The sequence below is a fragment of the Agrobacterium sp. 22-214-1 genome (assembly GCF_053522465.1).
Genome location: NZ_JBNWCK010000001.1, coordinates 617,018 through 642,933 on the forward strand (window position 1 = coordinate 617,018; position 25,916 = coordinate 642,933).

Annotated in this window: 27 protein-coding genes; 11 read left to right on the forward strand and 16 right to left on the reverse strand. The window is 60.0% G+C overall.

Annotation, left to right across the window (positions count from 1 at the left end; all coding sequences use genetic code 11):
• Positions 1-59: 59 nt before the first annotated feature.
• From pyrH to ACQZ5G_RS03160, 4 genes are all read right to left on the reverse strand, one after another.
• Complete coding sequence (gene pyrH / locus ACQZ5G_RS03145) at positions 60-782, reverse strand: UMP kinase (protein WP_065116199.1); 723 nt, start codon at positions 780-782, stop codon at positions 60-62.
• A 97-nt stretch (positions 783-879) separates the two neighbouring features.
• Positions 880-1,806 (reverse strand): translation elongation factor Ts, encoded by a 927-nt coding sequence (tsf, locus tag ACQZ5G_RS03150; protein ID WP_003521408.1) that lies wholly within the window; start codon positions 1,804-1,806, stop codon positions 880-882.
• A gap of 359 nt (positions 1,807-2,165) precedes the next feature.
• A complete protein-coding gene (gene rpsB / locus ACQZ5G_RS03155) occupies positions 2,166-2,933 on the reverse strand; it encodes a 30S ribosomal protein S2 (protein ID WP_003496241.1) in 768 nt (255 codons plus the stop codon).
• Between the two features lie 192 nt (positions 2,934-3,125).
• Positions 3,126-3,968 (reverse strand): cell envelope integrity EipB family protein, encoded by an 843-nt coding sequence (locus tag ACQZ5G_RS03160; RefSeq protein ID WP_003521409.1) that lies wholly within the window; start codon positions 3,966-3,968, stop codon positions 3,126-3,128.
• Between the two features lie 116 nt (positions 3,969-4,084).
• Between ACQZ5G_RS03160 and ACQZ5G_RS03165 the strand changes: the two genes are divergently transcribed.
• From ACQZ5G_RS03165 to ACQZ5G_RS03180, 4 genes are read left to right on the forward strand one after another with little or no spacing between them, the layout of a single operon-like run.
• Complete coding sequence (locus ACQZ5G_RS03165; protein ID WP_003521410.1) at positions 4,085-4,555, forward strand: RidA family protein; 471 nt, start codon at positions 4,085-4,087, stop codon at positions 4,553-4,555.
• Positions 4,552-5,292: a glycerophosphodiester phosphodiesterase gene (locus ACQZ5G_RS03170; protein WP_448736961.1), complete on the forward strand. Its 741-nt coding sequence runs from the start codon at positions 4,552-4,554 to the stop codon at positions 5,290-5,292. Before ACQZ5G_RS03165 ends, ACQZ5G_RS03170 begins: the two co-directional genes overlap by 4 nt.
• Entirely contained in the window at positions 5,289-6,482 is a 1,194-nt protein-coding gene (locus tag ACQZ5G_RS03175) for a GNAT family N-acetyltransferase (RefSeq protein ID WP_448736962.1), read from the forward strand. Before ACQZ5G_RS03170 ends, ACQZ5G_RS03175 begins: the two co-directional genes overlap by 4 nt.
• Before the next feature lie 22 nt (positions 6,483-6,504).
• Positions 6,505-6,936 carry an HIT family protein gene (locus tag ACQZ5G_RS03180; RefSeq protein WP_448736963.1) on the forward strand — a complete coding sequence of 144 codons (432 nt, stop codon included), beginning with the start codon at positions 6,505-6,507 and terminating at the stop codon, positions 6,934-6,936.
• Positions 6,937-7,113: 177 nt separating this feature from the next.
• On the opposite strand, the gene ACQZ5G_RS03185 is transcribed toward ACQZ5G_RS03180, so the two are convergent.
• Positions 7,114-7,965, reverse strand: a complete 852-nt coding sequence (locus ACQZ5G_RS03185) for an urea carboxylase-associated family protein (protein ID WP_448736964.1) — start codon at positions 7,963-7,965, stop codon at positions 7,114-7,116.
• Positions 7,966-8,075: 110 nt separating this feature from the next.
• Between ACQZ5G_RS03185 and ACQZ5G_RS03190 the strand changes: the two genes are divergently transcribed.
• On the forward strand, positions 8,076-8,939 hold the full coding sequence (locus ACQZ5G_RS03190) for a LysR substrate-binding domain-containing protein (protein WP_448736965.1): 864 nt from the start codon (positions 8,076-8,078) through the stop codon (positions 8,937-8,939).
• Between the two features lie 17 nt (positions 8,940-8,956).
• Here the strand turns inward: ACQZ5G_RS03190 and ACQZ5G_RS03195 are convergent, their stop codons facing one another.
• The 6 genes from ACQZ5G_RS03195 to ACQZ5G_RS03220 all read right to left on the reverse strand — a co-directional run bounded on the left by ACQZ5G_RS03195 (position 8,957) and on the right by ACQZ5G_RS03220 (position 16,428).
• Positions 8,957-9,301 (reverse strand): AzlD domain-containing protein, encoded by a 345-nt coding sequence (locus tag ACQZ5G_RS03195; RefSeq protein WP_020810566.1) that lies wholly within the window; start codon positions 9,299-9,301, stop codon positions 8,957-8,959.
• The gene (locus ACQZ5G_RS03200) at positions 9,298-10,056 is read right to left on the reverse strand and encodes an AzlC family ABC transporter permease (protein WP_020810567.1); all 759 of its coding nucleotides are present in this window, start codon (positions 10,054-10,056) and stop codon (positions 9,298-9,300) included. The genes ACQZ5G_RS03195 and ACQZ5G_RS03200 overlap by 4 nt, the downstream gene beginning before the upstream one ends.
• Positions 10,057-10,226: 170 nt before the next feature.
• Complete coding sequence (clpA, locus tag ACQZ5G_RS03205) at positions 10,227-12,740, reverse strand: ATP-dependent Clp protease ATP-binding subunit ClpA (protein WP_448736966.1); 2,514 nt, start codon at positions 12,738-12,740, stop codon at positions 10,227-10,229.
• A gap of 10 nt (positions 12,741-12,750) precedes the next feature.
• Entirely contained in the window at positions 12,751-13,107 is a 357-nt protein-coding gene (clpS, locus tag ACQZ5G_RS03210) for an ATP-dependent Clp protease adapter ClpS (protein ID WP_003521420.1), read from the reverse strand.
• A gap of 282 nt (positions 13,108-13,389) precedes the next feature.
• Complete coding sequence (gene cckA / locus ACQZ5G_RS03215; RefSeq protein WP_448736967.1) at positions 13,390-15,975, reverse strand: cell cycle histidine kinase CckA; 2,586 nt, start codon at positions 15,973-15,975, stop codon at positions 13,390-13,392.
• A gap of 174 nt (positions 15,976-16,149) precedes the next feature.
• Positions 16,150-16,428: a hypothetical protein gene (locus ACQZ5G_RS03220; protein ID WP_448736968.1), complete on the reverse strand. Its 279-nt coding sequence runs from the start codon at positions 16,426-16,428 to the stop codon at positions 16,150-16,152.
• A 235-nt stretch (positions 16,429-16,663) separates the two neighbouring features.
• On the opposite strand from ACQZ5G_RS03220, the gene ACQZ5G_RS03225 reads away from it, so the two are divergent.
• Complete coding sequence (locus tag ACQZ5G_RS03225) at positions 16,664-17,914, forward strand: flagellar biosynthetic protein FliO (RefSeq protein ID WP_448736969.1); 1,251 nt, start codon at positions 16,664-16,666, stop codon at positions 17,912-17,914.
• A gap of 109 nt (positions 17,915-18,023) precedes the next feature.
• On the opposite strand, the gene dksA is transcribed toward ACQZ5G_RS03225, so the two are convergent.
• Complete coding sequence (dksA, locus tag ACQZ5G_RS03230; protein WP_003496274.1) at positions 18,024-18,443, reverse strand: RNA polymerase-binding protein DksA; 420 nt, start codon at positions 18,441-18,443, stop codon at positions 18,024-18,026.
• Positions 18,444-18,745: 302 nt separating this feature from the next.
• Here dksA and ACQZ5G_RS03235 point away from each other — a divergent pair, with 302 nt between their 5' ends.
• The 4 genes from ACQZ5G_RS03235 (at position 18,746) to ACQZ5G_RS03250 (ending at position 22,596) form a co-directional block, all read left to right on the forward strand.
• Positions 18,746-19,222, forward strand: coding sequence for a SixA phosphatase family protein (locus ACQZ5G_RS03235; protein WP_448737074.1), 477 nt, complete (start codon positions 18,746-18,748; stop codon positions 19,220-19,222).
• A 129-nt stretch (positions 19,223-19,351) separates the two neighbouring features.
• Positions 19,352-20,830 carry a YcjX family GTP-binding protein gene (locus tag ACQZ5G_RS03240; protein ID WP_059752773.1) on the forward strand — a complete coding sequence of 493 codons (1,479 nt, stop codon included), beginning with the start codon at positions 19,352-19,354 and terminating at the stop codon, positions 20,828-20,830.
• Positions 20,827-21,906 carry a TIGR01620 family protein gene (locus ACQZ5G_RS03245; RefSeq protein ID WP_448736970.1) on the forward strand — a complete coding sequence of 360 codons (1,080 nt, stop codon included), beginning with the start codon at positions 20,827-20,829 and terminating at the stop codon, positions 21,904-21,906. Before ACQZ5G_RS03240 ends, ACQZ5G_RS03245 begins: the two co-directional genes overlap by 4 nt.
• Positions 21,907-22,035: 129 nt before the next feature.
• On the forward strand, positions 22,036-22,596 hold the full coding sequence (locus ACQZ5G_RS03250) for a hypothetical protein (RefSeq protein ID WP_448736971.1): 561 nt from the start codon (positions 22,036-22,038) through the stop codon (positions 22,594-22,596).
• 14 nt (positions 22,597-22,610) lie between these two features.
• Here ACQZ5G_RS03250 and folK read toward each other — a convergent pair whose 3' ends face one another.
• From folK to folP, 3 genes are all read right to left on the reverse strand, one after another.
• The gene (folK, locus tag ACQZ5G_RS03255; RefSeq protein ID WP_448737075.1) at positions 22,611-23,126 is read right to left on the reverse strand and encodes a 2-amino-4-hydroxy-6-hydroxymethyldihydropteridine diphosphokinase; all 516 of its coding nucleotides are present in this window, start codon (positions 23,124-23,126) and stop codon (positions 22,611-22,613) included.
• Between the two features lie 4 nt (positions 23,127-23,130).
• On the reverse strand, positions 23,131-23,496 hold the full coding sequence (folB, locus tag ACQZ5G_RS03260; protein ID WP_003502532.1) for a dihydroneopterin aldolase: 366 nt from the start codon (positions 23,494-23,496) through the stop codon (positions 23,131-23,133).
• 78 nt (positions 23,497-23,574) lie between these two features.
• Entirely contained in the window at positions 23,575-24,360 is a 786-nt protein-coding gene (gene folP, locus ACQZ5G_RS03265; protein WP_448736972.1) for a dihydropteroate synthase, read from the reverse strand.
• A 179-nt stretch (positions 24,361-24,539) separates the two neighbouring features.
• Here folP and ACQZ5G_RS03270 point away from each other — a divergent pair, with 179 nt between their 5' ends.
• Positions 24,540-25,166 carry a DUF922 domain-containing Zn-dependent protease gene (locus ACQZ5G_RS03270; protein WP_448736973.1) on the forward strand — a complete coding sequence of 209 codons (627 nt, stop codon included), beginning with the start codon at positions 24,540-24,542 and terminating at the stop codon, positions 25,164-25,166.
• A gap of 308 nt (positions 25,167-25,474) precedes the next feature.
• On the opposite strand, the gene ACQZ5G_RS03275 is transcribed toward ACQZ5G_RS03270, so the two are convergent.
• Positions 25,475-25,795, reverse strand: coding sequence for a 2Fe-2S iron-sulfur cluster-binding protein (locus ACQZ5G_RS03275; protein WP_003502527.1), 321 nt, complete (start codon positions 25,793-25,795; stop codon positions 25,475-25,477).
• Positions 25,796-25,916: the final 121 nt, after the last annotated feature.

The window sequence follows — 25,916 nt, forward strand, 5'->3', positions numbered from 1 at the left end:
ATACTCCATCTTGTCGGCCAAGCCGGCCGTAATCGCCCCTTGAGGCGGCATCGTTTTGATTATTTGTCGTGCACGATGGTCTTGCGGCCGCCGCCGGTCAATATCTGCGCAAAACCGCCCTTCTCGTGGATCGAGAAAACAATGATCGGAATGTGGTTTTCGCGGGCAAGCGCAACGGCGGCGATATCCATGACCGCCAGTCCCTTGCCGAGCACTTCGCTGTGGGTCAATTCGTCGAAACGGGTCGCCGTCGGGTCCTTCTTCGGGTCGGCGGAATAGATGCCGTCCACCTGCGTGCCCTTGAAGATCGCTTCTGCGCCCATTTCCGCAGCGCGCAAGGCCGCGGCAGAATCAGTGGTGAAGAATGGGTTGCCCGTACCGCCAGCGAAAATCACCACACGCCCCTGCGCGAGATGATGGAGCGCCGCACGCTGCGAGAAGCTCTCACAGATTTCAGGCATGGCGATTGCGGAGAGAACGACGGTATCGATGTTGAGCTTGCGCAGCGAGGTTGCGAGCGCCAGCGCGTTGATGACGGTCGCCAGCATGCCCATATGGTCGCCGGTCACGCGGTCGCCGCCCTTGGAGGCCACGGCAACGCCGCGGAAAATATTGCCGCCGCCGACGACAACACCGACTTCGACGCCCATCGCCCTCGCTTCGGCGATATCGGAAGCGATGCGGTCAGCCACCGCCACATCGATACCGAAACCCTGATCGCCCATGAGGGCTTCGCCGGAAGCCTTGAGAAGAACGCGTTTGTAGATCGGCTTGGAAGACATCATGACTCCTCGGAAATGTAACCGAAACGCGGATACACGAAGGGCACCGCGTTGTCACGCGATGCCCTCCCGTTTTCCCAAGATTGGGTAAATATAATCAGCCCTTGGCGACGGCTGCGACTTCGGCTGCGAAATCGCTTTCTTCCTTCTCGACGCCATCGCCGAGCAGCAGGCGAACCATGCCCGTCACTTCGATGGAAGCGCCGGCTTCCTTTTCGGCTTCCTTGACGGCAGCGCCGACGGTCAGGTCCGGGTTGATGACGAAAGCCTGCGACAGAAGGGCGACTTCTTCGAAGAACTTGCGCATACGGCCATCGACCATCTTTTCGATGATGGCTTCCGGCTTGCCGGATTCGCGGGCCTGTTCGATGAAGACGTTGCGCTCGCGCTCGGCAACGGCGGCGTCGACTTCTTCAGCGCGGATGGCGAGCGGGTTGGTCGCAGCGATATGCATGGCAACCTGGCGGCCGATGGAGTTCAGAACGGCCTTGTCACCTTCCGACTTCAGGGCAACGAGAACGCCGAGCTTGCCGATGCCGTCGCCGGCAGCGTTGTGGATGTAGGTCGCAACAACGCCGTGCGGAACTTCGAGCGCTGCCGAGCGGCGGAGCGTCATGTTCTCACCGATGGTGGCAATCGCGTCCTTGATGCTGTCGGCAACGGACTTGCCGGTTGCCGGATAGGTAGCAGCGGAAACAGCGTCAACGGTGCCGTTGGTGGTGAGGGCAACCTGGGCGATACCGCGGATGAGGTCCTGGAACGCATCGTTACGGGCAACGAAGTCGGTTTCGGAGTTCAGCTCAACGACGACAGCCTTGTGACCCATGGTGGCAACGCCGACCAAACCTTCGGCAGCCGTGCGGCCGGACTTCTTGTCGGCCTTTGCGATGCCCTTGGCGCGCAGCCAGTCGATCGCCGCTTCCATGTCGCCATTGGTCTCAGCGAGAGCCTTCTTGCAGTCCATCATGCCTGCGCCAGACTTTTCGCGCAGTTCCTTCACCATTGCGGCTGTGATTTCGGTCATTGTTTGCCTCTTATCGGTTCGATCGGTCAGCCGGCGGAATTTGCCGTGCCGAAGTTCTGGGTGATGACTGTACCCGGCCGCACACCCTTTGAAACCGGAGAGGATTTCAGGAAAGGGGCATGCGCATTCCCAAGTGCTGCGGCGTCTCCATGCATCGAGATGATGGGTGCCGCTGAAGTATGACAGCGTTATGAAGACTGCCTTCCGTTTCAACCGCATCGGACGCCAGCGATTTCATAAAAAACTTGGCGGAGCGCTTGAAACGAACAAGGCCGTCAACCCATTGAAGGTCTTTGACGGCCTTGTCATATCCTGGTCGAGGAGACGGCGACCGAGATCGCCGCCAGACAGGGCCTATATCAGGCGCCAGCCTCGTCTTCGAGAGCGGGCTCGATCGGAGCTTCTTCCGAAGCGCCGATGTCGCGGCCGGAAGCGCCCTGCTGACGGGCAATACCGTCGATGGCAGCGCGGGCGATCAGGTCGCAGTAAAGCGAGATGGCGCGCGAAGCATCGTCGTTACCCGGGATCGGGTAGTCGATGTGGTCCGGATCGCAGTTGCTGTCGATGATCGCAACGACCGGGATGCCAAGACGCTTGGCTTCTTCGATCGCGATCTTTTCCTTGTTGGTGTCGATGATGAACATCAGGTCCGGAACGCCGCCCATATCGCGGATACCGCCGAGAGCCTTTTCAAGCTTTTCGCGTTCGCGCTCGAGGTTCAGGCGTTCCTTCTTGGAGTAGCCCGAAGCTTCCGAGTTCAGGATCTCGTCGACCTTGCGCAGGCGCTGGATCGAGTTGGAGATGGTCTTCCAGTTGGTCATCATGCCGCCGAGCCAGCGGGAGTTGACGTAGTACTGGGCCGAACGCTTTGCGCTGTCGGCGATGATTTCGGACGCCTGGCGCTTGGTGCCAACGAACAGAACGCGGCCGCCACGGGCAACGGTGTCGGACACGACCTGAAGGGCGCGCGACAGCATCGGAACGGTCTGAGCCAGATCGATGATGTGGATGTTGTTACGGTCGCCGAAGATGTACGGCTTCATCTTCGGGTTCCAGCGGTGCGTCTGGTGGCCGAAGTGAACACCAGCTTCCAGAAGCTGGCGCATAGAAAAATCGGGCAATGCCATGCCTTGTTACTCCTTTTCCGGTTTAACCCCCGCGAAGCGAACAGCACCGATTTTCATCGATACCACCGGGCGGAACGGACCGGATTTCTCCCGGAACATCCCAAGCTTCGCGTGTGGAATGGTGAGCCGCATACAGTCGCCCGCATGAAAATGCAAGCATTTATGCGAAAAAACCGCAGAAACAGCCGCGTTTCAGCGGACAGGCTTGTTTTCGCAGGTTTCGGGCTTGAGAATATCGAGCTTCGCAAGCTTTCCCGTCAGAACGAAATCGCCGTAATCCATCGTCAGGTCGCGGGTGATTCCGTTTTCGTAAAGCTTGAACGACATGCGGTAGATCGGCAAAGCGTCGGTGCCGGTCTTGTCGTTGTAATAGGCGATCGTTACCGGCCAGAATGCCGCCTTGGCGAATTCACCCGCCTTGCCGGCGTCGGCATCGCCATCCTTCGGCATCTGCGACTTGCCGACGAGCGTGGAGGTGATCAGGCTTTCATCGCCATCGTCCGAACCGTCGAATATCCGGGATTCGAAGATGCGCTTTCCCTGTTTGGCATGTTCGATGACCTGAAACATATGCTGCGTCGGGAATTCGCTGGCGACGAGACTGACCTGGCGGGCATCCGGGCGGGTCAGATCGACCTTTACGCCATCGGTGCCGTCGGTCGCAGCGCCCTGCACTTCCTTGTCCAGCTTGTCGTCGGTGTAGGACTTAGTCTCGAAGGTGAATTTCTTGGCCGTCAGATCCTCGAAGGTCGTGGTCTGCTGGTCGGTCATGCGCACGGCATCGCCGGTGTTGATCTGCGTCACGAAACGGAAATCCGTCTTGTAGCCCTGACAGGCCGAGCCGGTGAACTCATAGACCATGCGACCCGTCATGCCCTCGATGCCGGATCGATCGGACGCATCCTTGAGTTCGAGATCGTAGACGGCGCGGTGGGCGACGAGATCGGGAACGGTGACCGGCAAGGCATTGGCAGCGTTCGACAGGCCGGTCATAAGCCCTGTTGCGGCAACGAAACCAAGCGTCCTGACAAACATGCAATATCTCCTGTTGGACTCGCCGCTCATATTGTACAAGCAACCGCCCGGCTTTTGGATCAACATCTTCTGAATGCCGGATTCTTGAAGGATTTACAACAAAACCGGAGACGAAAATGTCGGACGTCATCGAAGGCCGCCTCAAGGAACTTGGCTTTACGCTCCCCGTAGCCGCAGCACCAGCCGCAAACTACGTTCCATTCACCATCAGCGGCAATCTGCTTTATGTATCGGGTCAACTGCCGATGGAATCGGGCAAGATTGCGGTGACGGGCCTCGTTGGCCGCGATGTCGACGTGCCAGGCGCCCAGCGCGCGGCCGAACTTTGCGCCGTCAACATTCTCGCACAGGTCAAGGCCGCTTTGAATGGCGATCTCTCGAAAATCCGCCGTGTCATCAAGCTGAATGGCTTTGTTGCGTCGGTTCCAGAGTTCGTGGAACAGCACCTCGTCATCAACGGTGCTTCCAATCTCATTGCCAATGTTCTCGGTGAGCCCGGCAAACATGCCCGCGCCGCCGTCGGCATGGCCTGCCTGCCCTTCAATGCCGCCGTCGAAATAGACGCCATCGTGGAAATCGACGTATGACGCTGAAACTCTCCTGGCTGACGGCTCAGCCCGTCGCCCATCGCGGTTATCATGATCTCAATAAAGCGGTCTGGGAAAACACGCTTTCCGCCTTTTCCCGCGCCATCGAGGCCGGTTTCGCCATCGAATGCGACGTGCAGCTGGCCGCCGACAGTGTGCCGGTGATTTTTCACGACGACGACATGGCCCGCCTGACCGGCATCAAGGGCGATGTGCGCGAACGCACATCGGCCGAGCTGTCGCTTCTCACCGTCGGCCAGACCGGGGACCGGGTCCCTACCCTCAAGCAGCTTCTCACGCTCTGCGCCGGCAAGGTGCCGCTGGTCATCGAGCTGAAAGGCCGCGCCGGTGAAGGCGTCGACGACGGTTTTGCCGAGGCGGTGCTGGAAGACCTCGAGGGCTATAAGGGCCATGTCGCGCTGATGAGCTTCGACCACCATCTGCTGAAGGATCTGAAGGCGGCCGGCTCGCCCTGGCCGCTGGGTCTGACGGCCGAAGGCGACAAGCCGGAAGACTTCTTCAAACATGACGAAGCGATGCAGATGGCTCTCGATTTTATCTCCTATCATTGGGGTCATCTGCCCAACAGCTTCATCGAGGCGCAAAGAAAACTTGGCCTTCCGGTGATTACCTGGACGGTCAGGGATGAAAATGCGCGTGAGACTACCTATAAATATGCGGACCAGATGACATTCGAAGGTTTCGACCCGAGAGAGAACCCGTCCGCCACGGCATGACAGAAGACTATTCCATCAGCATTGCGCAATCCTTCAGGGATATCGATCCGGAAAGCTGGAAACGGCTTTCCGGAACCTCGCGCAATACGTTAGGAAAAATCTACAACCCCTTCATTTCCCATGAATTTTTATCATCCATGGAAGAATCGGGGTCAGCAACAGCCAAAACCGGCTGGCTGGGGCACCATCTGCTTCTCGAAAACGCCTCCGGTGCTCTCGTCGGCGCGGTGCCGGCCTATCTGAAGAACCACAGCAAGGGCGAATATGTCTTTGACCACGGCTGGGCGGATGCTTTTGAGCGGGCCGGCGGGCACTATTATCCGAAACTGCAATGCTCGATCCCTTTCACGCCGGCAACCGGACCACGGTTGCTAGTCTGCGAAAACGAGGACGAGACACGTTTCAAGGCGTTACTGGCCTCCGGTCTTGCGCAGGTGACGGAAAAGATCGGCATCTCGTCGGCACATGTCACATTTCTGGAAGAGAACGATCTCTCCGCCCTTCTGCCCCGCGATTTCCTGCACAGGACCGACCAGCAGTTCCACTTCATCAATGACGGCTATCGTGACCACGATGATTTTCTTGACGCCCTTTCTTCGCGCAAGCGCAAGGGGCTGAAAAAGGAACGCCGCGCGGCACTCGAAAACGGCATCGAGATCGACTGGCTAACTGGGAGCGACCTGACCGAGGATATCTGGGACCAATTCTTCGCCTTCTATATGGATACCGGTAGCCGCAAATGGGGCCGGCCCTATCTGACGCGGGAATTTTATTCGCTGATCGGCGAGCGCATGGCCGATGACGTGCTGCTGGTGATGGCGAAACGTGAGGGGCGCTATATTGCCGGCGCGATCAATTTCATCGGCTCGGATGCGCTTTATGGCCGCCACTGGGGCTGTATCGAGGATCACCCCTTTCTGCATTTCGAGGTCTGTTATCATCAGGCGATCGATTTCGCGCTTTCCAGGGGACTGAAACGGGTGGAAGCCGGCGCTCAGGGCGAACACAAGCTGGCGCGCGGTTACATGCCCGTCACCACCCACTCGGCGCATTTCATTGTCCACCCAGGCCTGCGCCGCGCTATTGCCGATTATCTTCAGCGCGAGCGCGAGGAAGTCGAGCATATCGGCGATTATCTTGATGAACACACGCCCTTCCGCAAGGGCGAGAGACAGGAACCGGACGTATAGTCCGCCATGAGGAGAGATCACGATGACGGCAAGCGCCTACGACGACAACAATATCTTCGCAAAAATCCTGCGCGGCGAGATTCCGAGCCACAAGCTTTATGAAGACGAGCATACGCTTGCTTTCATGGATGTGATGCCGCAGGCCCCCGGCCATCTGCTGGTCGTTCCCAAGATCGGTTCCCGCAACCTGCTCGATGCCGACCCGGAAGTGCTGGCGAGGACCATTCCCGTCGTGCAGAAACTCGCCTTGGCGGCCAAGGAAGCCTTCGATGCCGATGGCGTCTTCATCGCGCAGTTCAACGAACCGGCGGCTGGCCAGACCGTTTTCCACCTGCATTTCCACGTCATTCCGCGCAAGGAAGGTGAGCCGCTGAAGCCGCATTCCGGCGTGATGGCCGATGGCGACGTATTGAAGGCCCACGCGGAAAAGATAAAGGCCGCGCTTGCTTCGTGATGTTTGCCTAGCAGGCGCGTATCCTGCAAAGCCGTAGCACATCTCCACGCCGTCGCCCCGGACTTGGTCCGGGGTCCAGTGCGATCAAGTCATTGATCGCGAGAGAGTCTTCTTACGGCGCAGACGGGCCGTGGCTGGATTTCGGATCCAGTCCGGCATAACGAAAATGGTGTTTTTTCACTCCACAGGCCGATAGGCATTCTTTTCCGGCCAAGGCCAGCCCTCAAGCACCGCCATATCCGGCCGGAAAATCTCCACCTTCAGCGGATAGCAGGCCGCCGTATCGCTCGAATGCGTGGCGCTGCAATCACCGCCCGGGCAGGCGGAAAGCGCGCCGACAAGATCGATCTCCGCAAAAAGCTCAAGATAATCACCCGGCCGCACCGGGCTCGCCTTCATGAAATATTGGTGTTTGTCGCGGGTGAAACCCGTGCACATGAAGACATTCAGCACGTCATGCACATGCGGCTCCGCCTGCCGAAACGACAGGCCCCTGGCGGAGGCCAGCGCATTGGTCAGATTGGAATGGCAGCAATGGTGGTAGTCACCGCCGCTCAGGAGCTTGTTGGTATAGGGATCGCAGCGTGTGCCGATCACGTCATGCACACCGCCGCCGTCTTCGTCGAAGCCATACCATGATAGCGTATCATGCGTGATCGTCGCCATCGGTCGCAGGGACGGCAGGTTGCTCCACAGCCGGTTGCCGACCGAAACATGGGTGGCGTGCAGGGCGCGGGTCTTGCCGCTGAAAAACCGCTCGGTCAGATCATGGGCGTTCCAGAGGTTCAGGTCTCCGACTTGCCGACCTTCAACGCTTACAATGCGAAAGAAATGCCCCTTCGGCACATGAAAGCTGCGGCCGTCACGCGGCGGCACGATGACCTCATCGATCTTTTCCATGCTTCGTTTGGCTTCTTCCAGACGTGCGAGGTCCGGCATTTCAAGCGTCCCGTTCGGATAAACGACAACAGGACGGACGGCGCGGCGTTCAGCGGCGTCGACGGGTTCGGCGGCAGGCATGGGGGTCATAAAATCCTCGGGCAATCAAAATCTCGAGGCGAAATTGCGCCATGTGTGCCCGCCTGACAAGACGGGTTTTTCTTGCGCTCAGCCTAAGTCTTACTTACCCTTGAGACACCATGAAATTACCGCCGCTCACCACCCTCCGCGCATTCGAAGCCGCAGCCAGAAGAACGAGTTTTTCTCTGGCTGCGCAGGAACTCGGCATGACGGCGACTGCCGTCAGCCAGCATGTGCGCAATCTGGAGGCCTGGCTCGGTGTGGCGCTGTTCGAGCGGCATGCGAGGGGTGTGAGGCTTACCCCAGCCGGAAAGGAATTCGGTGTTACGGTTTCGACCGCCCTACGGCAGATCGCTTCTGGCGCTGCCAGGATCCGTCAGGGCCATGACCGCATGACCGTCCGCCTTGCCAGCCTGCCCTCTGTCGTGGCGCATTTTCTGACGCCCCGCCTGCCTCGCTTTCGGGCGCTTTACCCCGATATACAGGTATCCATCAGCTATTCCGGCGCGCATCACGCAATACCGGCCGATCTCACCATAGGACATGGCATCGCCTCCGGGGAAAACGCGGTAGCGCTTTTCAGCGCGGAGACACGGCCGACATGCGCGCCGGACTATGTCGCTAAATTCGGTCCTTTCGACAATGTTGACAGCCTGTTACGAGCGGAATTGCTACATGACGACACCGAGGCGGCCTGGCAAAACTGGTTCGCAGCCGGGGGAATATCCCTGCCCGATAGCGCCGGTCCGGTTTTCGCGGATTTCAATCTGCTCGTGACCGCACTCAAAGCCGGTCAAGGCATCGGCCTCTGCCCGACGGCGCTTCTTCATGACGAGATCGCCGAAGGTCGACTGACCGTGCTCTTCGACCGGGCGGCCGATACGGAGAAATATTACTGGCTGATGGAAGCCGAAGAGACGGCCGCACCGGCTAGACTTCTTGCGGATTGGCTTGTTGCGGAAGCCCGAGAGAGCGGTCTCTGAGGTGGAATAAACCAGTCTCAGAAACCGAGCGCGAACAACCCACCCGCCAGAAGCAGGATCGGCACAGCCACACCGACGATGACCCGCTGGCCTGCCATCAGAAAAGCGATGAAACCGAGTGCGGCGGCGCCGATGCGCAGCCACAGGGGGGATGCTTCCAGCGTTCCGGTTGGAAAGACGATCAGCTTGGCGGTGACGGCCATGACGAGCGCGGTGGCGACTGCCCTTACCCAGTGCAGCGCTTCGGAATCCTCCTTCAGGCGGTTACCGGCGAGAACGCCGAGCCAGCGCCAGAGATCGGTCGCCAGCCAGCCGGCAATCGCTATGAAGAGATAGGGCGCCCACCAATGTTCGGTCATCATGGTTCGCTCTCCGGTGAGACGGGTTTTATCCGGCGGCGGAACACGAGGCGGTCGATCAGATAGGCCGCCGTGCCCCCGCCGATCCCGGCATAGAGAATATCGAATTCCGGTGCGATGACCGCGAAGGCCGGCCCGGCGATGACGCCGATGACGAAGGCGACCTTGACGACGGAATGACGGGCCGAAGCCCAGATCGATGCCACGAAATAGACCGGTGTGAGAAAAAACAGCACGCCGGCGACAAGCGGCGGAAAGGCGGCGACGACGCCGTAACACAGGCCGACGATGATGGCGTTGACCACGGTGAGCGTCATGCCAAAACCGGCGAACCAGGCGGCGCGGGCTTCACGCGGTACCCTGGAAAGATTCTGTGTGGCAAAAACCCAGGCGGTGATTGCAACGAAATGCGAGAGAAACAGCAAAATCCATGTCGGCGTCTTCGCGCCGCGCATTTCCGGAACGATGGAGGCGACCATCGGCATCATCCGGACCGAGGACAGCGTCACCGCCAGAAAGCAGGCGGCAAGATTGGCGCCGCCGACCATCGAGCCGATCAGGATCATCTTGGCCGGCAGGGCCCAGATCATCAGCGTCATGAACACGGCTTCGCCGCGCGCGACACCGGATTCCAGCGCGAAAGCGCTGAAACCGACGAAAGATGTCATCAGAATGAGCGAGGGCAGCGAAAATATGCCCCGCATTCCCCTGAAAAACCAGCCGCTCAGGGGGATGGTATCGCTGTCGGCAGTCTGCATTGCTGACCCACTTGTGCATGTCACCCGAAACTGTGCCGCAGCTTCGGGGTAACGTCATGCATAAAACAAAGAATGAAACGCGCCGGAGGTATCAGGGAAAACGCGACGCGCTTCATACATGAAAATGCCGGGCTTTCGCCCGGCATCGGTTTATCGGTCGAAGACCTTGATCATTTCTTCTTCGGCACTTTCGGCACCGCATTGGTCTTGCGCCGCGGCTTGCTGTCCTCGTCCGACTTGTCGGCCTCGGCAACAAGGACATCCGCCTCTTCATTGGCCTTCGCCGCCTTGGAAGCAGGTTTCGTCTTGGCCTTTGCCTTGCCGGGCGATTTGGCCGCCTTCAGTTCGGCCTCCGGCTGCGGCTTCACGGGCGCCGTCTCCGGCAGGACCTCGAGCATGAGACCGTCGGAGCCGTCATCCTTCTTGCCGACGGTGACGCTGACGACACCGCCCTTCTTGAGCTTGCCAAAGAGGATTTCATTGGCGAGCGGCTTCTTGATGTTTTCCTGGATCACGCGCGACAGCGGGCGGGCGCCCATCTTCTCGTCGTAACCCTTCTCCGCCAGCCAGGAGATCGCATCTTCATGCAGATCGAAGGTGACGTTGCGCTCGGAGAGCTGGGTTTCCAGCTGCATGACGAACTTCTGCACGACCTTGTGGATGACAGCGGTCGGTAGCGGCGAGAACGGAATGATCGCATCCAGACGGTTGCGGAATTCCGGCGTGAACAGACGGTTGATCGCCTCTTCATCCTCGCCCGTGCGCCGGGAAGAACCGAAACCGATGGCGGATTTCGCCATTTCGGATGCGCCCGCATTGGTCGTCATGATGAGGATGACGTTGCGGAAGTCGATCTTCTTGCCGTTATGGTCGGTCAGCGAGCCATGGTCCATCACCTGCAACAGGATGTTGTAGATATCCGGATGCGCCTTTTCGATTTCGTCCAGCAGCACCACGGAATGCGGATGCTGGTCGACGCCGTCGGTCAGCAGACCGCCCTGATCGAAGCCGACATAACCGGGAGGTGCGCCGAGCAGACGCGACACGGTATGACGCTCCATATATTCCGACATGTCGAAGCGCAGCATCTCGACGCCGAGCGAGGCGGCAAGTTGCTTGGCCACTTCCGTCTTGCCCACGCCCGTCGGGCCGGAGAAGACATAGGAGCCGATCGGCTTGTTCGGTTCGCGCAGGCCCGCACGCGCCAGCTTGATGGCCGTGGCAAGCGCTTCGATGGCGATATCCTGACCGTAGACGACGGAACGCAGCTCCTTTTCAAGGTTGGCGAGAACCATCTCGTCGTCCTTGGAGACCGTCTTCGGGGGAATGCGGGCCATGGTCGCGATGGTGGCCTCGATTTCCCGCTCGGTGATCAGCTTGCGGCGCTTGGAGGCCGGCAGCAGCATCTGCGCCGCACCGGTCTCGTCGATCACATCGATCGCCTTGTCCGGCAGCTTGCGGTCGGAAATGTAGCGGGCCGACAGCTCCACGGCAGCCTTGATCGCCTCATTGGAATATCTGAGGTGGTGGTAATCCTCGAAATAGGGCTTCAGCCCCTTCATGATCGCGATGGCGTCATCGATGGACGGTTCGTTGACGTCGATCTTCTGGAAACGGCGGACGAGCGCGCGGTCCTTTTCGAAGAATTGCCGATATTCCTTATAGGTGGTCGAGCCGATGCAGCGGATCGCACCCGAAGACAAAGCAGGCTTCAAGAGGTTCGATGCATCCATCGCACCACCCGAGGTCGCGCCCGCACCGATGACGGTGTGGATTTCATCGATGAACAGAACCGCGCCCGGATATTCCTCAAGCTCCTTGACGACCTGCTTCAGCCGCTCTTCGAAATCGCCGCGATAGCGGGTTCCCGCCAGCAGCGTGCCCATGTCGAGCGAGAAGATGGTGTCATTGGCGAGCGCTTCCGGCACCTTGCCTTCGACGATGCGCTTGGCGAGACCTTCAGCAATCGCCGTCTTACCCACGCCCGGATCGCCCACATAAAGCGGGTTGTTCTTGGAGCGACGGCAGAGGATCTGGATCGTGCGGTTGACCTCGTCGTGACGGCCGATCAGCGGATCGATCTTGCCGTTTTTCGCCTTTTCATTGAGGTTGATGCAATAGGCCTTCAGCGCATCCTGCTGCTTCTTGGCGGAGGATCCGTCTTCCTCGGGATTGCTGCGGCTCGCCTTGTTTTCGCTTTCCGGTTCATCGGCACCGCGCGGCGTGCGCGTCTGCGACGTGCCCGGGCGCTTACCGATGCCATGGGAGATGTAGTTGACCGCGTCGTAACGGGTCATCTCCTGCTCCTGCAGGAAATAGGCGGCATGGCTTTCGCGCTCGGCGAAAATGGCCACAAGCACGTTCGCGCCGGTCACTTCCTCGCGGCCGGACGATTGAACATGGATGACGGCGCGCTGGATGACCCGCTGGAAGCCGGATGTGGGTTTGGAATCCTCGTCGTAACCCGTGACGAGATTCGTCAGTTCATTGTCGACGTAATCGCTGACAGTCTTGCGAAGCGCATCGAGATCGACATTGCAGGCGCCCATGACGGCTGCGGCATCCGCGTCGTCGATCAGCGCCAGAAGGAGATGTTCCAGCGTCGCATATTCGTGGTGACGCTCATTTGCAAAGGTCAGTGCCTGGTGCAGCGCCTTCTCGAGACTTGGGGAAAAAGTTGGCACGTTGCGATCCTCATTTCTTTTCCATGACGCATTGCAGCGGATGCTGGTGCTGTCGGGCGAAATCCATGACCTGGCTTACTTTCGTCTCTGCGACCTCATATGTAAACACCCCGCATTCGCCCACGCCGTGCTGGTGCACGTGCAGCATGATGCGGGTTGCCGCTTCGCGATCCTTCTGGAAAAAACGCTCCAGAATGTGGATGACGAATTCCATGGGAGTGTAGTCGTCATTCAGTAAAAGAACACGGTACAAATTCGGTCTTTTTGTTTTTGGCTTGACGCGGGTGATAACAGACGTTCCGCGGTTGGTGCCGCCGCCGTCTTCCCCTTCGCCCTCGCCCTGCATGTAGATCGGCCTAGCGATCATCTTTCATCATTCTCCAAACCGTTCTCAAACCCACAGTTCTTTGCCAGGAGGGAGAACTTCGCCTCTTCATATCTAGGTCGTTAAGACGCGATTTTAAGCCCCTTGCGAAACGGTGCAATCACTATTGCGTTTGCGAAGAGGCAAACCTCGGGAAAAGTGCGGATATGGGGGCAACCGGGGCGCAGGAAGACAGGGACCCGCAGTAGCGGCGCATTTTTCAGGCCGGATGCAATGGATGCGACAGGTCGCGGCGCAGCCGAATCCGGTTCGCCGCCGCCGGCCTTATTCCTTGTCGTCGAGCATTTCGCGAACGGCGATGGCGAGCTGCTTGAGCGAGAAGGGTTTCGGCAGGAAACCGAACTTCGCGTCCGCCGGCAGGTTCTTTGCGAAGGCATCCTCTGCATAACCCGAAACGAAGATGAATTTCAGGTCCGGATAGGATTTACGCAGTTCCCTCAGCAGCGACGGACCGTCCATTTCCGGCATCACGACGTCGGAAACGACGATGTCGACCTTGCCTTCCAGTTCCTCCATCACCTCCAGGGCTTCGGTGCCGGAGCCGGCCTCGTGCACGGTGTAGCCTCGGGTTTCCAGCATGCGCTTGCCGCCGCGCCGCACCGCTTCCTCGTCCTCCACCAGAAGCACGACGGCGGATTTGCCGGTCAGGTCCAGCGGCTCTTCCTTCACCGGCTCGGCTGCGATGACCGGAGCAAGCGCCGCCTCGCCGGGCTGCCCGTTGCTCTGAACGGCCTCCACCACATGGCGCGGCAGGTAGATACGGAAGGCGGTTCCCTTGCCCACTTCCGATTCGGGATAGATATAACCGCCCGACTGTTTGACGATGCCATAGACCATCGACAGGCCAAGGCCGGTGCCCTTGCCGACTTCCTTGGTGGTGAAGAAGGGTTCGAAAATCTTGTCCATGATCTCCGGCGGAATGCCCGTGCCGTTATCGGCAACGTCCACCATCACCATGTCCTCGGCCGGGAATTCCGGACGGCCAAGCGCTGCGATTTCCTTCGCGTCGACGTTGCGCGTCCTGATGGTGATCTTGCCGCCGTCGGGCATGGCGTCGCGTGCATTGACGCAGAGATTGATGAGCACCTGCTCGAATTGCGACAGATCCGTCTTTACCGGCCACAGATCGCGGCCGTAATCGACCTCCAGCTTGACATTGGTGCCGGAAATCAGCCTGTCCACCAGCATGCGCAGATCGCCGATCACATCCGTCAGGTTGAGGATGGCCGGACGCATGGTCTGCTTGCGCGAGAACGCCAGAAGCTGGCGCACCAGCACGGCCGCGCGGTTGGCGTTGCGCTTGATCTCCATGAGATCGGCGAAGCTCGGATCGGCAGGCCGCGCCTGTAGCAGAAGATGGTCCGACGACAGCAGGATGGCGGTCAACACGTTGTTGAAATCGTGGGCGATGCCGCCGGCGAGCGTGCCAACGGCATTCATCTTCTGCGTCTGCGCCATCTGGGTCTCGAGTGCCTTCTGCTCGGTCACCTCTATGGCATAGACGATAGCCACCTCTTCCGGTGCTTCATCGTCCTGATCGATGACGGCATTGACGTAGAAGCGGAAATGCCGGCCCTCGTCGCTCGGGTGGCGGGAATCGAAAGGCGCGATATCGCCCTGACGGTCCTTGGCCTCGGCCAGCGCCTGCTCGAGCCGCGGCTTCTCATTGTCGTGGATAACCGTCTCAAGCGCGACGCCGCGATCGATATCGTCGCGACCGACGACGCCGGAGAACAATTTCAGGAAGGGCGCGTTGATCCGCAGGATGCGGCCTTCGCCATCAAGCGAGGCAATCGCCATCGGCGTGTTGTTGAAAAAGCGGGTGAAACGCATGGCAGAGGAGGATTCCGTATCCTCCTGCCCCTTTGGGCGCATCAGGACGATGGTGCGGCTCTCGCCGGGCGCGCCATCTTTGGAGGTGACCTGATGCACGAGGCGGGCCGGCATGCTCTGGCCGTTCACCCGTCGCATGTCGAGATCGAGGATTTCAGTGCGCTTCGCCGTGCCCTGCGGATGCACCGATTCGATCAGCGCCATGCCCTCGCCGGCGACGATATCGGAAACGGTCATAGAACCGGGTGAGAACTGCGCCAGATCGATGCCGAGCCATTCCGACAGGGTAGCGTTCAGATAAACGATCTCGCCCTTGCGCCCGGCTGAAAAGAAACCGGCCGGGGCGTGATCGAGGTAATCGATGGCATTCTGCAATTCGCGGAAAAAGCGCTCCTGATCCTCGCGCTCGGGCGTGATGTCGGCGATCTGGAAGACGTGCAGCCCCTCGCCGCCCGCATCTTTCAGCACCCGGCCCTTCAGCCTGTACCAGTGCGGGCCTGCATTGGAATCCTCACCCAGCGGCTTCAGCAGCCGGAACTCTTCGTAGCCGTCGCGGCCTTCGCGCAGCACGTTGATGAGCCGGTAAAGCGCTTCGGTCGATTCTCGGCTGCGCGACAGGAGCGTTTCGAGACTCTGGATATCGCTCGCCTTGGTGGTGCCGCTCATCCGGCAATAGGTGGCATTGGCATAGACCATATGCCCCTTGGCGTCGGTGATCAGCGTGCCTTCGGGATGGGCCGAGAGAAAGCGGCGGGCAAGCCCGTCGGATTGCGACTGCGGCATGACCTCGATGAAACCGATGATCGACGATACCAGAAAGAAGATGCCCATCATGGCCAGCACGCCGAGAATGCCGAGCACGATTTCGTTTTCCAGAGAATCCTTGAAATAGACGAAGGCGGCAGCGGCGGCGATCAGAACCAGCGCCAGAAGCAGAATGCGCAAGACCGTGCCGGAACGGGCGCGCCTGTCCACCAGCGGAAGGTCGTTGTCGCTTGTCTCGCGCACCCGTGTCATCTTGGCCTCGCAGTCGTGCAGGTCGTCATTCGGTCAGCCCCGTTTCCCTGACGGAATCGGGCAGTAAAATTTCTTGTAGCAACTCGCTTGACCGGCAAAAAGCTCCGCCAGGACACAAAGGCTTAAAAACGCACAGCGAAAACGGCCTGAAAGGTGTATAAAAGCCTTAAAAGACTACGGCCTGGTACAGGTCAGCTCCTTCACCTGACATTGAATGCGCGGCGCGGAACAGACGATCTTGCCGTCAGCGACGGTACAAACCGAGCATCCGTCAGTGAAGTCGAGGCAGGAGGGATTATCGCGCACGAACTCCGCCATGGTCGCTGAGCGATCCGGTGCCTTGTCTTCGGCCCTCACGATCGAATGCGGAAGCGCGAAAAACGATGGCAACAGCAAAACAACCTGCATCAAATGCCGTGCGAGGGAGCCGTTAATGCACAATGACTGGGACATTCCGGAACGCTCCTTCGGCAAAAGAATTGCAACTTTCACCGTCTTTCAGCATTGAAGGACGAGATATGGCGCTTTGGTGGCGTCGTTACGGTTGAGGCGGCAATCCTGTGGGGCGAAATGAATAAACCTTGTATCGCGCCCAAAAAAATCGTCTTTTCCTGCTTGACGTTCACTTTATAAGAACCACGGCAATATTAATTGCCCAAGAAACGAAAAAGCCAAAAAATCTGAAGGGATGATCTCCATGATGGAAGATTTTATCGGCGCTTATGGAAACCGTCTCATCGTCGCCGTCGTCGGTGTGGGTGTGGCCCTGCTTGTTCTGGCGATTGCGCTGTGGCTTCTGCGCAGGCGCAGCGGTTCTGCCCCTTTCATCCGGGGCGGGCGTAACCGGCAGCCGCGCCTGCAGGTCCTCGATGCGACGGCCGTGGACGCACGCCGCCGTCTGGTGCTGGTGCGCCGTGACAATGTCGAGCATCTCGTCATGATCGGCGGCCCGACGGATATCGTCATCGAAAGCGGTATAGGCGCGATCCCCATTGTCAGGGACGTGCAGGAGCCGGAATTGAAGGCGCTGCCGCGCCAGGAAAGCGAGCAGAGGAGAGCCGAGCCGGCGATCCAGCAGGAACGTCGCCCCGCCCTGCCGCAACAGCAGCCCGTTGCGGCTGCGGCTCCCGTTTCCGCGCCTGAAGAACCCGTGAGGCAAGCACAGCGGCCGGAGCCGCCGGCACCTGTGCCGTCCCCGCGTCCAGCACCCGTTCCGACAGCCGCCACTCAGGTTCCGCCACGCCCATCGACCCCGCCGCAACCCGCACCCACGCCTTCAACGGCGCGCGAAACCGCGCCGCCGGCAAGACAGGCGGTACCCGAGCGGGAGACAGCGCGCGCCACGCCGCCGCCAATACCGGTTGCAACGGCTCCGGTCGCTGCCGTCTTGCCGATGGCGGCTGCGTCGCTCGACATGGCTGCGGCCCGAACGGAACCCAGGCGTGCCGAGCCCGTCGTGCCGGCTCCGGCACCGGTCGCACCGCCGATCCCTGCACAGGCGCCCGTCGAGGCAAAGGCGGAAGAACGGACCGCGGAATTCGCCCCGCGGGTCTTTGCCGCGCGCGAGCCGGTGATCGACCAGTCCATCGCCGCCGATTTTCTCGATGCTGCACGGGAGCGCGTCCTTCCCGACCTGAAGCTAGGACAGACAACGCCGCCCGCACCTTTCCCGCCCAAGCCTGAAAATCCGGCAGTGGCTTCGAACGACGCCGAGCCGAAATTTTCCGATGAGCTCGCCAGCGATTTCGAAAGCTTCCTCGAGGCGGAGATCGCCAAGAGCAAGGAGGCGGATAACGAACCGTCCGTCGTCCCTGTCGCGGAAAAGCAGGTCAAGCCGCAGCCAGCTTCCCCGCCTGTCACCGGCGCTTCACCGGATGGAGACATGCAGAAGGAAATGGCGCGTATCTTCGGAGAGCTTTCCGTGACCCGCGACCGCTGACGCGCGCGGGTCTTCCGACCAGAAATTCGAAGTTGAAAAAGGGCACGGAAGCGATTTCCGTGCCCTTATTATTTGTCATGCGATTTGCCGACCTCTCGGCCGCAGCGCCTTACTCGTCGCGATAGACTTTTTCGCGACGCTCATGACGCTCCTGCGCCTCAATGGAGAGCGTTGCAATCGGGCGGGCGTCCAGACGCTTGAGGCCGATAGGCTCGCCCGTTTCCTCACAGTAACCGTAAGTGCCGTCTTCGATCCGCTGAAGAGCTGCATCGATCTTTGAAATCAGCTTGCGCTGACGGTCGCGGGCGCGAAGTTCGATCGCCCGGTCCGTTTCGGAGGAAGCCCGATCGGCGAGATCGGGGTGGTTGGCGCTTTCTTCGGCGAGATGTCCGAGGGTCTCGCGCGCTTCTCTCAGGATGTCATTTTTCCAGGCGACCAGCTTCGCGCGGAAGTAAGCCCGCTGGCTGGCATTCATGAACTCATCGTCTTCCGAGAGCACATATTTGCTAAGATCGATCTTCTCACTCAACGCGATTCTCCTCGAAGAACATCTCAATGCGGCGGTGTATACTCCAATGATAGTGGCCGATTCAAGTCTGCAGATCAGTTTTCAGGCATTTTTAAAACTGACACAAAAATCATCTAAATGACTAATTTTTATCCTTTATTCGTATTGAAGCGAACTCTTCTTCAATCACTTCAACGCGACTTACCAACAGGAAAGAGGACTTGCGGTCCTGCAACCCTATCCTGTAGCATTCAGACCGTGCCCTGACATTCGAACGCCGGTCCCCGCCCTTGACAGCATCTTCCCCGAGCCGAGTTTATCTTCTGCGCCACGCCAAGGCCGCCTGGGCGGCGCCGGGAGAACGGGATTTCGACCGGGGATTGAACGAAGCCGGTTTTGCCGAGGCGGAGGTCATCGCCGACCTTGCCGCCGACCGGCATTACCGTCCCGATCTGCTTCTGTCATCCACGGCCGCGCGCTGCCGGCAGACCACGCAGGCCTGGCAGCGTGCCTTCAACGAAGGCATAGACATCTTCTACGTCGATGAGATGTATAATGCGCGCAGCGAAACCTACCTCTCCCTCATCGCTGCGCAGGCGCAGGCGCAATCGGTGATGCTGGTGGGCCACAACCCCACCATGGAGGCGACGCTGGAAGCGATGATCGGCGAAGATTTGCTGCATGCCGCCCTGCCCTCGGGTTTTCCGACATCGGGCCTTGCGGTTCTCGACCATGATGACGGCGCCGCAAACGGTAAAAATAGCTGGCGGCTGGTCGATTTTCTCGCGCCGGGCAAATAATCGCTGCGGCCCTTCGTAAGAATTTTGCAAAGCCGCCCTGCTGAAAATCCGCTGGAGCGCTTCTTTTTTGGGCAGCCATACCTTCCTATATTGCAGCCGTGACCGTTAAACACAGCCAGGAAACTGCCATTGCCGCCTTCTCTTACGTCCCTGACAGACAGCGCGCTTATCGCATTCGATAATCTGGCCGACCGTGCGAGCAACCTCACCCACCCGACATTGCGGCTTGGCGTCACCGGCCTTTCGCGGGCGGGCAAGACGGTTTTCATCTCCTCCCTCGTCCACAATCTCCTGAATGGCGGCCGGCTGCCGCTGTTCGAGGCCATGCGGTCCGGACGCGTCTCGAATGTGCGGCTGGAGCCGCAGCCGGATGACGCCATTCCTCGTTTTCAATATGAGGATCATATTCAGGCGCTGGTGCGCGATCGGCTGTGGCCGGATTCGACACGGGCGATCTCAGAACTCAGGATAACGCTGGATTACCAGAGCGCCAGCGGATGGGGCCGATGGTTTTCGGCCGGCAAGCTTTCCATCGATATTGTCGATTATCCCGGCGAATGGCTGCTCGACCTGCCGCTTCTGTCGCAGGACTATAAACAGTTCAGCGACGCGACCGTCGCCCTTGCCGGAAGCGGCATCCGCGCCGAACTGGCGCAGGAATGGCTGGCGATCGCCTCTTCGCTCGATATCAACGCACCGGCCGACGAGATGACGGCCCGACGTCTGGCCGAAAGTTTCGCAGCCTATCTGAAGGCCTGCAAATCCGACGAAAGATCACTCTCGACCCTGCCGCCCGGCCGCTTCCTGATGCCCGGCGATCTGGAAGGATCGCCCGCGCTCACCTTCGCGCCCCTTCCCGGCTTGACGGATGAGAAAGCGCCCAAAGGCTCGCTACGCGCCATGATGGAACGGCGCTATGACGCCTACAAGTCGATTGTGGTCAAACCCTTCTTCCGCGAGCATTTCGCCCGCCTCGACCGGCAGATCGTTCTGATCGACACGCTTCAGGCGGTCAATCGCGGCCCTGAAGCCGTGCAGGATCTGGAGCGGGCGCTGGGCGATGTGCTTGCCTGTTTCCGCCCCGGCACCAACAGCCTGCTGTCGTCGCTGATCGGCAGGCGCATCGACAAGGTGCTGATCGCCGCCACCAAAGCCGATCACCTGCATCACGAAAGCCACGACCGGCTGGAGCGCCTGACCCGCCGTCTGGTGGACCGCGCCATCACCACCATCGGCATGAATGGCGCCGGCATCGAGGTCATGGCGCTCGCTTCCGTGCGCGCCACCAGAGAGGCGAGCGTACGACAGGATGGCCACGAGCTGCCCGTTATCGTCGGCACGCCCATGGCCGGTGAAACCATCAATGGCGAGACCTTCGACGGCAATCGCAAGACAGCGATCTTTCCCGGCGATCTGCCCGAGGATCCGGAACCGCTTTTCCGCAGCATCGACAGGGATGGCGACAAGGCGTCGCTGCCGGACGTCAATGTCGTGCGCTTCCGTCCGCCGAACATAGATGAGCCGGGCAGCGGCGGCATCAGGCTTTCCGTTCCCCATATCAGGCTCGACCGCGCCATGCAGTTCCTGTTCGGAGACAAGCTCGCATGAAGCTTCCCACACAAAACGATCCGCAGGCGCGCCGCCCGGCCGCTTTCACGCTTGAAACAGAAGGGACGGCACGACCGTCCGCCGCACAGAAACGCGCGCCGCGCAGCTTCGACGCCGAGATTTCGCTGACGCCCGACGAGGACGATCCGTTTCTGGCGCCTGAGGAGATCGATGCCGCCGCCTTGCCGGTGGCGTCTCCGAAGAAAAGCCGCTTCTCCTTCGGCAAGCTTGCGCTCGGCGCGCTTGGCGTCTTGTTCTCGCTCGCCTTCGGGCTCTGGGCGGATCAGCTCATCCGCAACCTTTTCTCCCGTTCCGACTGGCTGGGTTACACGGCCACTACCGCTCTTATTGTGGCGCTTTTCGCCGTTCTCGTCCTCGTCGGCCGGGAAATCTTCGGCATCATGCGGCTTAACGCCGTGCAATCCTTGAAGGCCGATGCCGAGACGGCGAGCCTCGACAAGAGCCCGAAACCCGCACGCGCCATCGTCACCCGCCTGAATGCCGTTCTCTCCCACCGGGCCGAAACGGCCAAGGGACGTGCGGCGCTGAAGGAGACGGAAAACGATGTGATCGACGGCCCGCATCTGATCGAGCTTGCCGAACGTGAGTTGCTCGTTCCGCTCGACAGGCAGGCCCGCGCCCTCATTCTCAATTCGTCCAAGCGCGTCTCCGTCGTCACTGCCGTCAGCCCGCGCGCGGTGGTCGATCTCGCTTATGTACTGTTTGAAGTGACGCGGCTGGTGCGCGCCATGGCGGAGCTTTATGGCGGCCGTCCCGGTACGCTCGGCATGCTGAAACTCCTGCGCGATGTCGTCGCCCATCTTGCCGTCACGGGCTCGATCGCCGTTGGCGACGGGCTCGCCCAGCAGGTTCTCGGCCACGGTCTTGCCTCGAAACTCTCGGCGCGACTCGGCGAAGGTGTCATCAACGGCCTGATGACGGCGCGAATCGGCATTGCCGCGATGGATCTGTGCCGTCCGCTGCCGTTCAGGGCGGTGAAGCGGCCGGGGATCGGCGATTTCATGTCCGACTTGACGCCCGATTTAAGCGGTGGAAAAACCGGTGAAAAAGCCTGATTGCTCGGGTTTGGGCGGTTCAAAAGGTTACGAACGAAGCCGCAAATGAGAGTGAAATAAACCAAGCATTAACCATTCCGCCGGTAGATTGCAGCCTATCGAACAGGCATCTTCGCCGGGGAAAGTATCATGTATTCGCGCTTCTTTTCGCTTGTGGGCGGGCTTGCCGCCATATTGTCCGTCAGCGGCGGTTTCGGCATGTCTGACGTCCATGCGGCATCGCGCGATCGCGACGACGTGTTCTTCCGCTCCGTGGCCGGTGTCTGGAAAGGCCCGGGCGAGATCGTCGCCGGCAAATACAAGGGCACGAAGTTCACCTGCGATCTGACGGGCGAGCCGCTCGATGACAAGCAGACCGGCATCAAGCTCGGCGGCACCTGCCGCGTCGGCGTCTTCAGCCAACCCATGTCGGCCGTCATCAGCCAGAAGGGCAACTCTTACGAGGGCAAATTCCTCGACGGCGCCGAAGGCAAGGGACTGGACATCACCTCCGGACAGGTCAGCGGCGACAAGGTCGTCGTCGGCATCAACCGCGCCAAGCTCAACGGTGCAATGGTCGCCCGCATCTCGAACGACAATTCGATGAACATCACCATTTCGGTCAAGGTCGCCGACCAGATGATCCCGGTCATCGGCGTGACGCTGGCGCGCGATATCGACCAGCTCGCCGTCGGTTCGATCAAGCCGTAACGATTACAATCTTTTCAGCCATCACCAAGCGGGAGTGTCCACCACTCCCGTTTTTCGTTTGCGCTGACAATGCCCGTCTTGTCCGTCTGCTGAAGCCATTCCCGCACGGGCTTGCCTTTTACTTCAAGGTCGGGCGCGATATCGGCGAGCGGCATCAGCACGAAAGCGCGCTCCGTCATGCGCGGATGCGGTACTTCAATGGTTTCCGTTACGAGAGAATCATTCCCATAGGTGAGCACATCGATATCGATGGTGCGCGGGCCCCAACGCTCCGTGCGCACCCGCTTCATGCTCTTTTCGATATCGAGGCATGTTTGCAGCAGCGCGGGCGCTGAAAGCGAGGTTTCGACCAAGGCGCAGCAATTGAAGAAATCCGCCTGATCCGTCCTGCCCCAGGGCGGCGTGCGGTAAAGGCCTGAAACGGCCAGCAGTCGGCAATCGTCACGCGCATCGAGTTCGTGGAGCGCTCTTGCCATGGCTGCGGCGGGATCGCCGATATTGCCGCCGAGCCCCAAGGCGGCGACGGTCATCTTTTCAGGCACGGTGTTCAACGCTCACCTGCGCATAATCGAGAATACCGGGAACCGGCGCCGAGGGTTTGCGTACCGTGATCCTGAGCCAGACGATCTGCGGATAACGGGCGCGAAGCGCCTTGGCGATGTCGTTCGCCAGCGCCTCGATGAGATAACGGCGCTGGCCGACGACGATTTTTTCGATGACGGCGAAAGCCACGCCATAATCGACGGTGTTTTCGATATCGTCGGTTTCCAGCGCATCACCCGCCTCGACTTCCATCTCGGCATCGACGAAAAAGCGCTGGCCCAGCACCTCCTCCTGCTCGAGAAGGCCATGACGGGCGAAAAAAGAACAGTTTTTCAGGATAATGGTATAGCGGCTCATCGCATCGCCTCCATGGCAGGACTGTTTCGCCGGCAAGCCGCGCCACCTTCGGGACACGGCGTTCCGGCACTCGTTAATCTACGCATCGGCCTTTGCCGACGTTTTGGCAAGAACCGCATCGGCGATTGCCAGCGCATCGCGGGTTGCGGCGACATTATGCACGCGAAAAATCGAAGCGCCGGCAAGCCGCAGGATCGCGGTGGTCGCAGCCGTTCCGATATCGCGTTCATGGGCCGCATCCCGGCCCGTCAGCGACCCGATGAAACGCTTGCGCGACGTACCGGCCAGAACCGGCAGGCCGAAAGCGGCAAGTTCGCCGAAACGCGCCATCAGCGCGACATTTTCACTCTCGTCCTTGGCGAAACCGAAACCGGGATCGAGCACGACGGCGTCGCGGGCAATACCCGCATCCTCGGCGATCTCCAGCGAGCGATTGAGGAATTCGAACTGGTCGGCGATGACATCGGCAAGCTTCTGCCGGTCGCGGCCGGTATGCATGATGCACACGCCGGCGCGGGTGGCGGCGACCACACCGGCCATCTCCGCGTCTTTCTGCAGGCCGAAGACATCATTGACGATATGGGCGCCCGCCCCGACCGCCAGCCGCGCTGTCGAGGCGCGATAGGTATCGACAGAAATCAGCACATCCGTCTCGCGGCGCAATTTTTCGATGACGGGAAGCACCCGGTCCTGTTCCTCGGCTTCCGTTACTGCGGCCGCACCCGGCCGGGTGGATTCGCCGCCGATATCGATGATGTCAGCGCCCTCCTCCACACAGGTCAGCGCATGGGAAAAAGCCGCATCGACGGCGAGATAACGGCCGCCATCGGAAAAGGAATCGGGCGTAGCATTGACGATGGCCATAATACGGCCACGCCCATCAAGTTTCAGGGAGCGGCCATGGGCCGCTTGCCACGCGTTGCTGCCGGCTGTTATCACGTAACACGCGCCTTTCGGGAATAACGGAGTGTTATGCCAATTCTTATAAGTTCCGCTCCGCCTATGCAGCAAACCTTTTTCAAGTTCAACCGGAAGGCCGGGTCATGACCAAATCATCGCGTGCTCTTTGCGCCGCTTTAGCGGCCGCAGTGGCACTTTCCCTACCCGGATCGGCTTTTTCCGAAACCATCGTCCGCAAGACCTATTCCTATTTTTCGATCAGCGGCAAAACCGCCGCCGACCTCGACCAGCAGCTTTCCAGGCACGGCCCGCTGACACGCAATACCGGCGCGCGCCATCCCGGCGCCACCGAAATCAAATTCGGCGGCGAGCTCACCTATGTCGAGAAGAACGGCCTTTGCAGCGTCGGAACGGCCAAAGTGGTGCTGAATACACGCATCCTCCTGCCGCAATGGAAAAACCGCCGCCGCACCACGGCGGAACTGGCCTTCATCTGGGATACGCTGCTTGCCGATATCAAGCGCCACGAGGAGCGCCACGCGGAAATCGCCCGCACCCATGCCCGCTCGCTTGAAAGACAGCTGACGTCGCTTCGCTCGCAGAAAAGCTGCGAGACGCTGCAGGAAATGGTCGGCAAGATCACCCAGACGGTGATGGATGAGCATGACAAGGACCAGATGCGCTTCGACGTCGTGGAATCGAAAAATTTCGACGCCCGCATGACCCGACTTTTGAAAAACCGGCTCGAGCAGGGCCAGAATCGCCGCTGACGGCCGTTAGCCATATCTTCCAGAATCCCGGGGAAAATCACGGACATGACGTAACGTCATGTCCTATATCACCCGTGAATTCTCGCCGTGGTGCCGCCGGCAAGACTCATTGTAGCTTGTTTATACGGTTTGAAATGGTTGCGGCCCACGGCGGGTCCGACGGTTGCAACCGTCTCCGGTTCTCCCGGTGCGCACTTGAGGGCTCGCAGGTGTTTCCTCCCTCGCCTGCATGCTGCGTACCCGCCTCGCCCCGCTCCCCGCTACCAGGTGAGCGGGGCTTTTTCTGCGTTTAGCAATGACGAAAGATTTCAGCCCTGACGTTCGGGAACATGAACGACGAGACCATCGAGCTCGTCGTTCATCTTGATCTGACAGGAAAGGCGCGAGGTGGGGCGCACGTCGAAAGCGAAGTCCAGCATGTCCTCTTCCATCGGCTCCGGTCCGCCGACACGCTCCGCCCAGGCGTCGTCGACATAGACATGACAGGTCGCACAGGCACAGGCGCCGCCGCATTCCGCATCGATGCCGGGAATGGAGTTGCGCACCGCATTCTCCATGACGGTGGAGCCATTGCTCACGTCGAGTTCATGGGGCGTGCCATCAAAGGCAACGATGGTCAGTTTTGTCATGCCGGAAATCCAAAATGTGATCTAAGAACTGTTCTAAACACATAGAAAGGCCGGTCCGCCTTGGCAACCCGCTTCAAGGGCGCGCAGACGCAACCGGCCTTGCAAAATGCCAAATTTGATG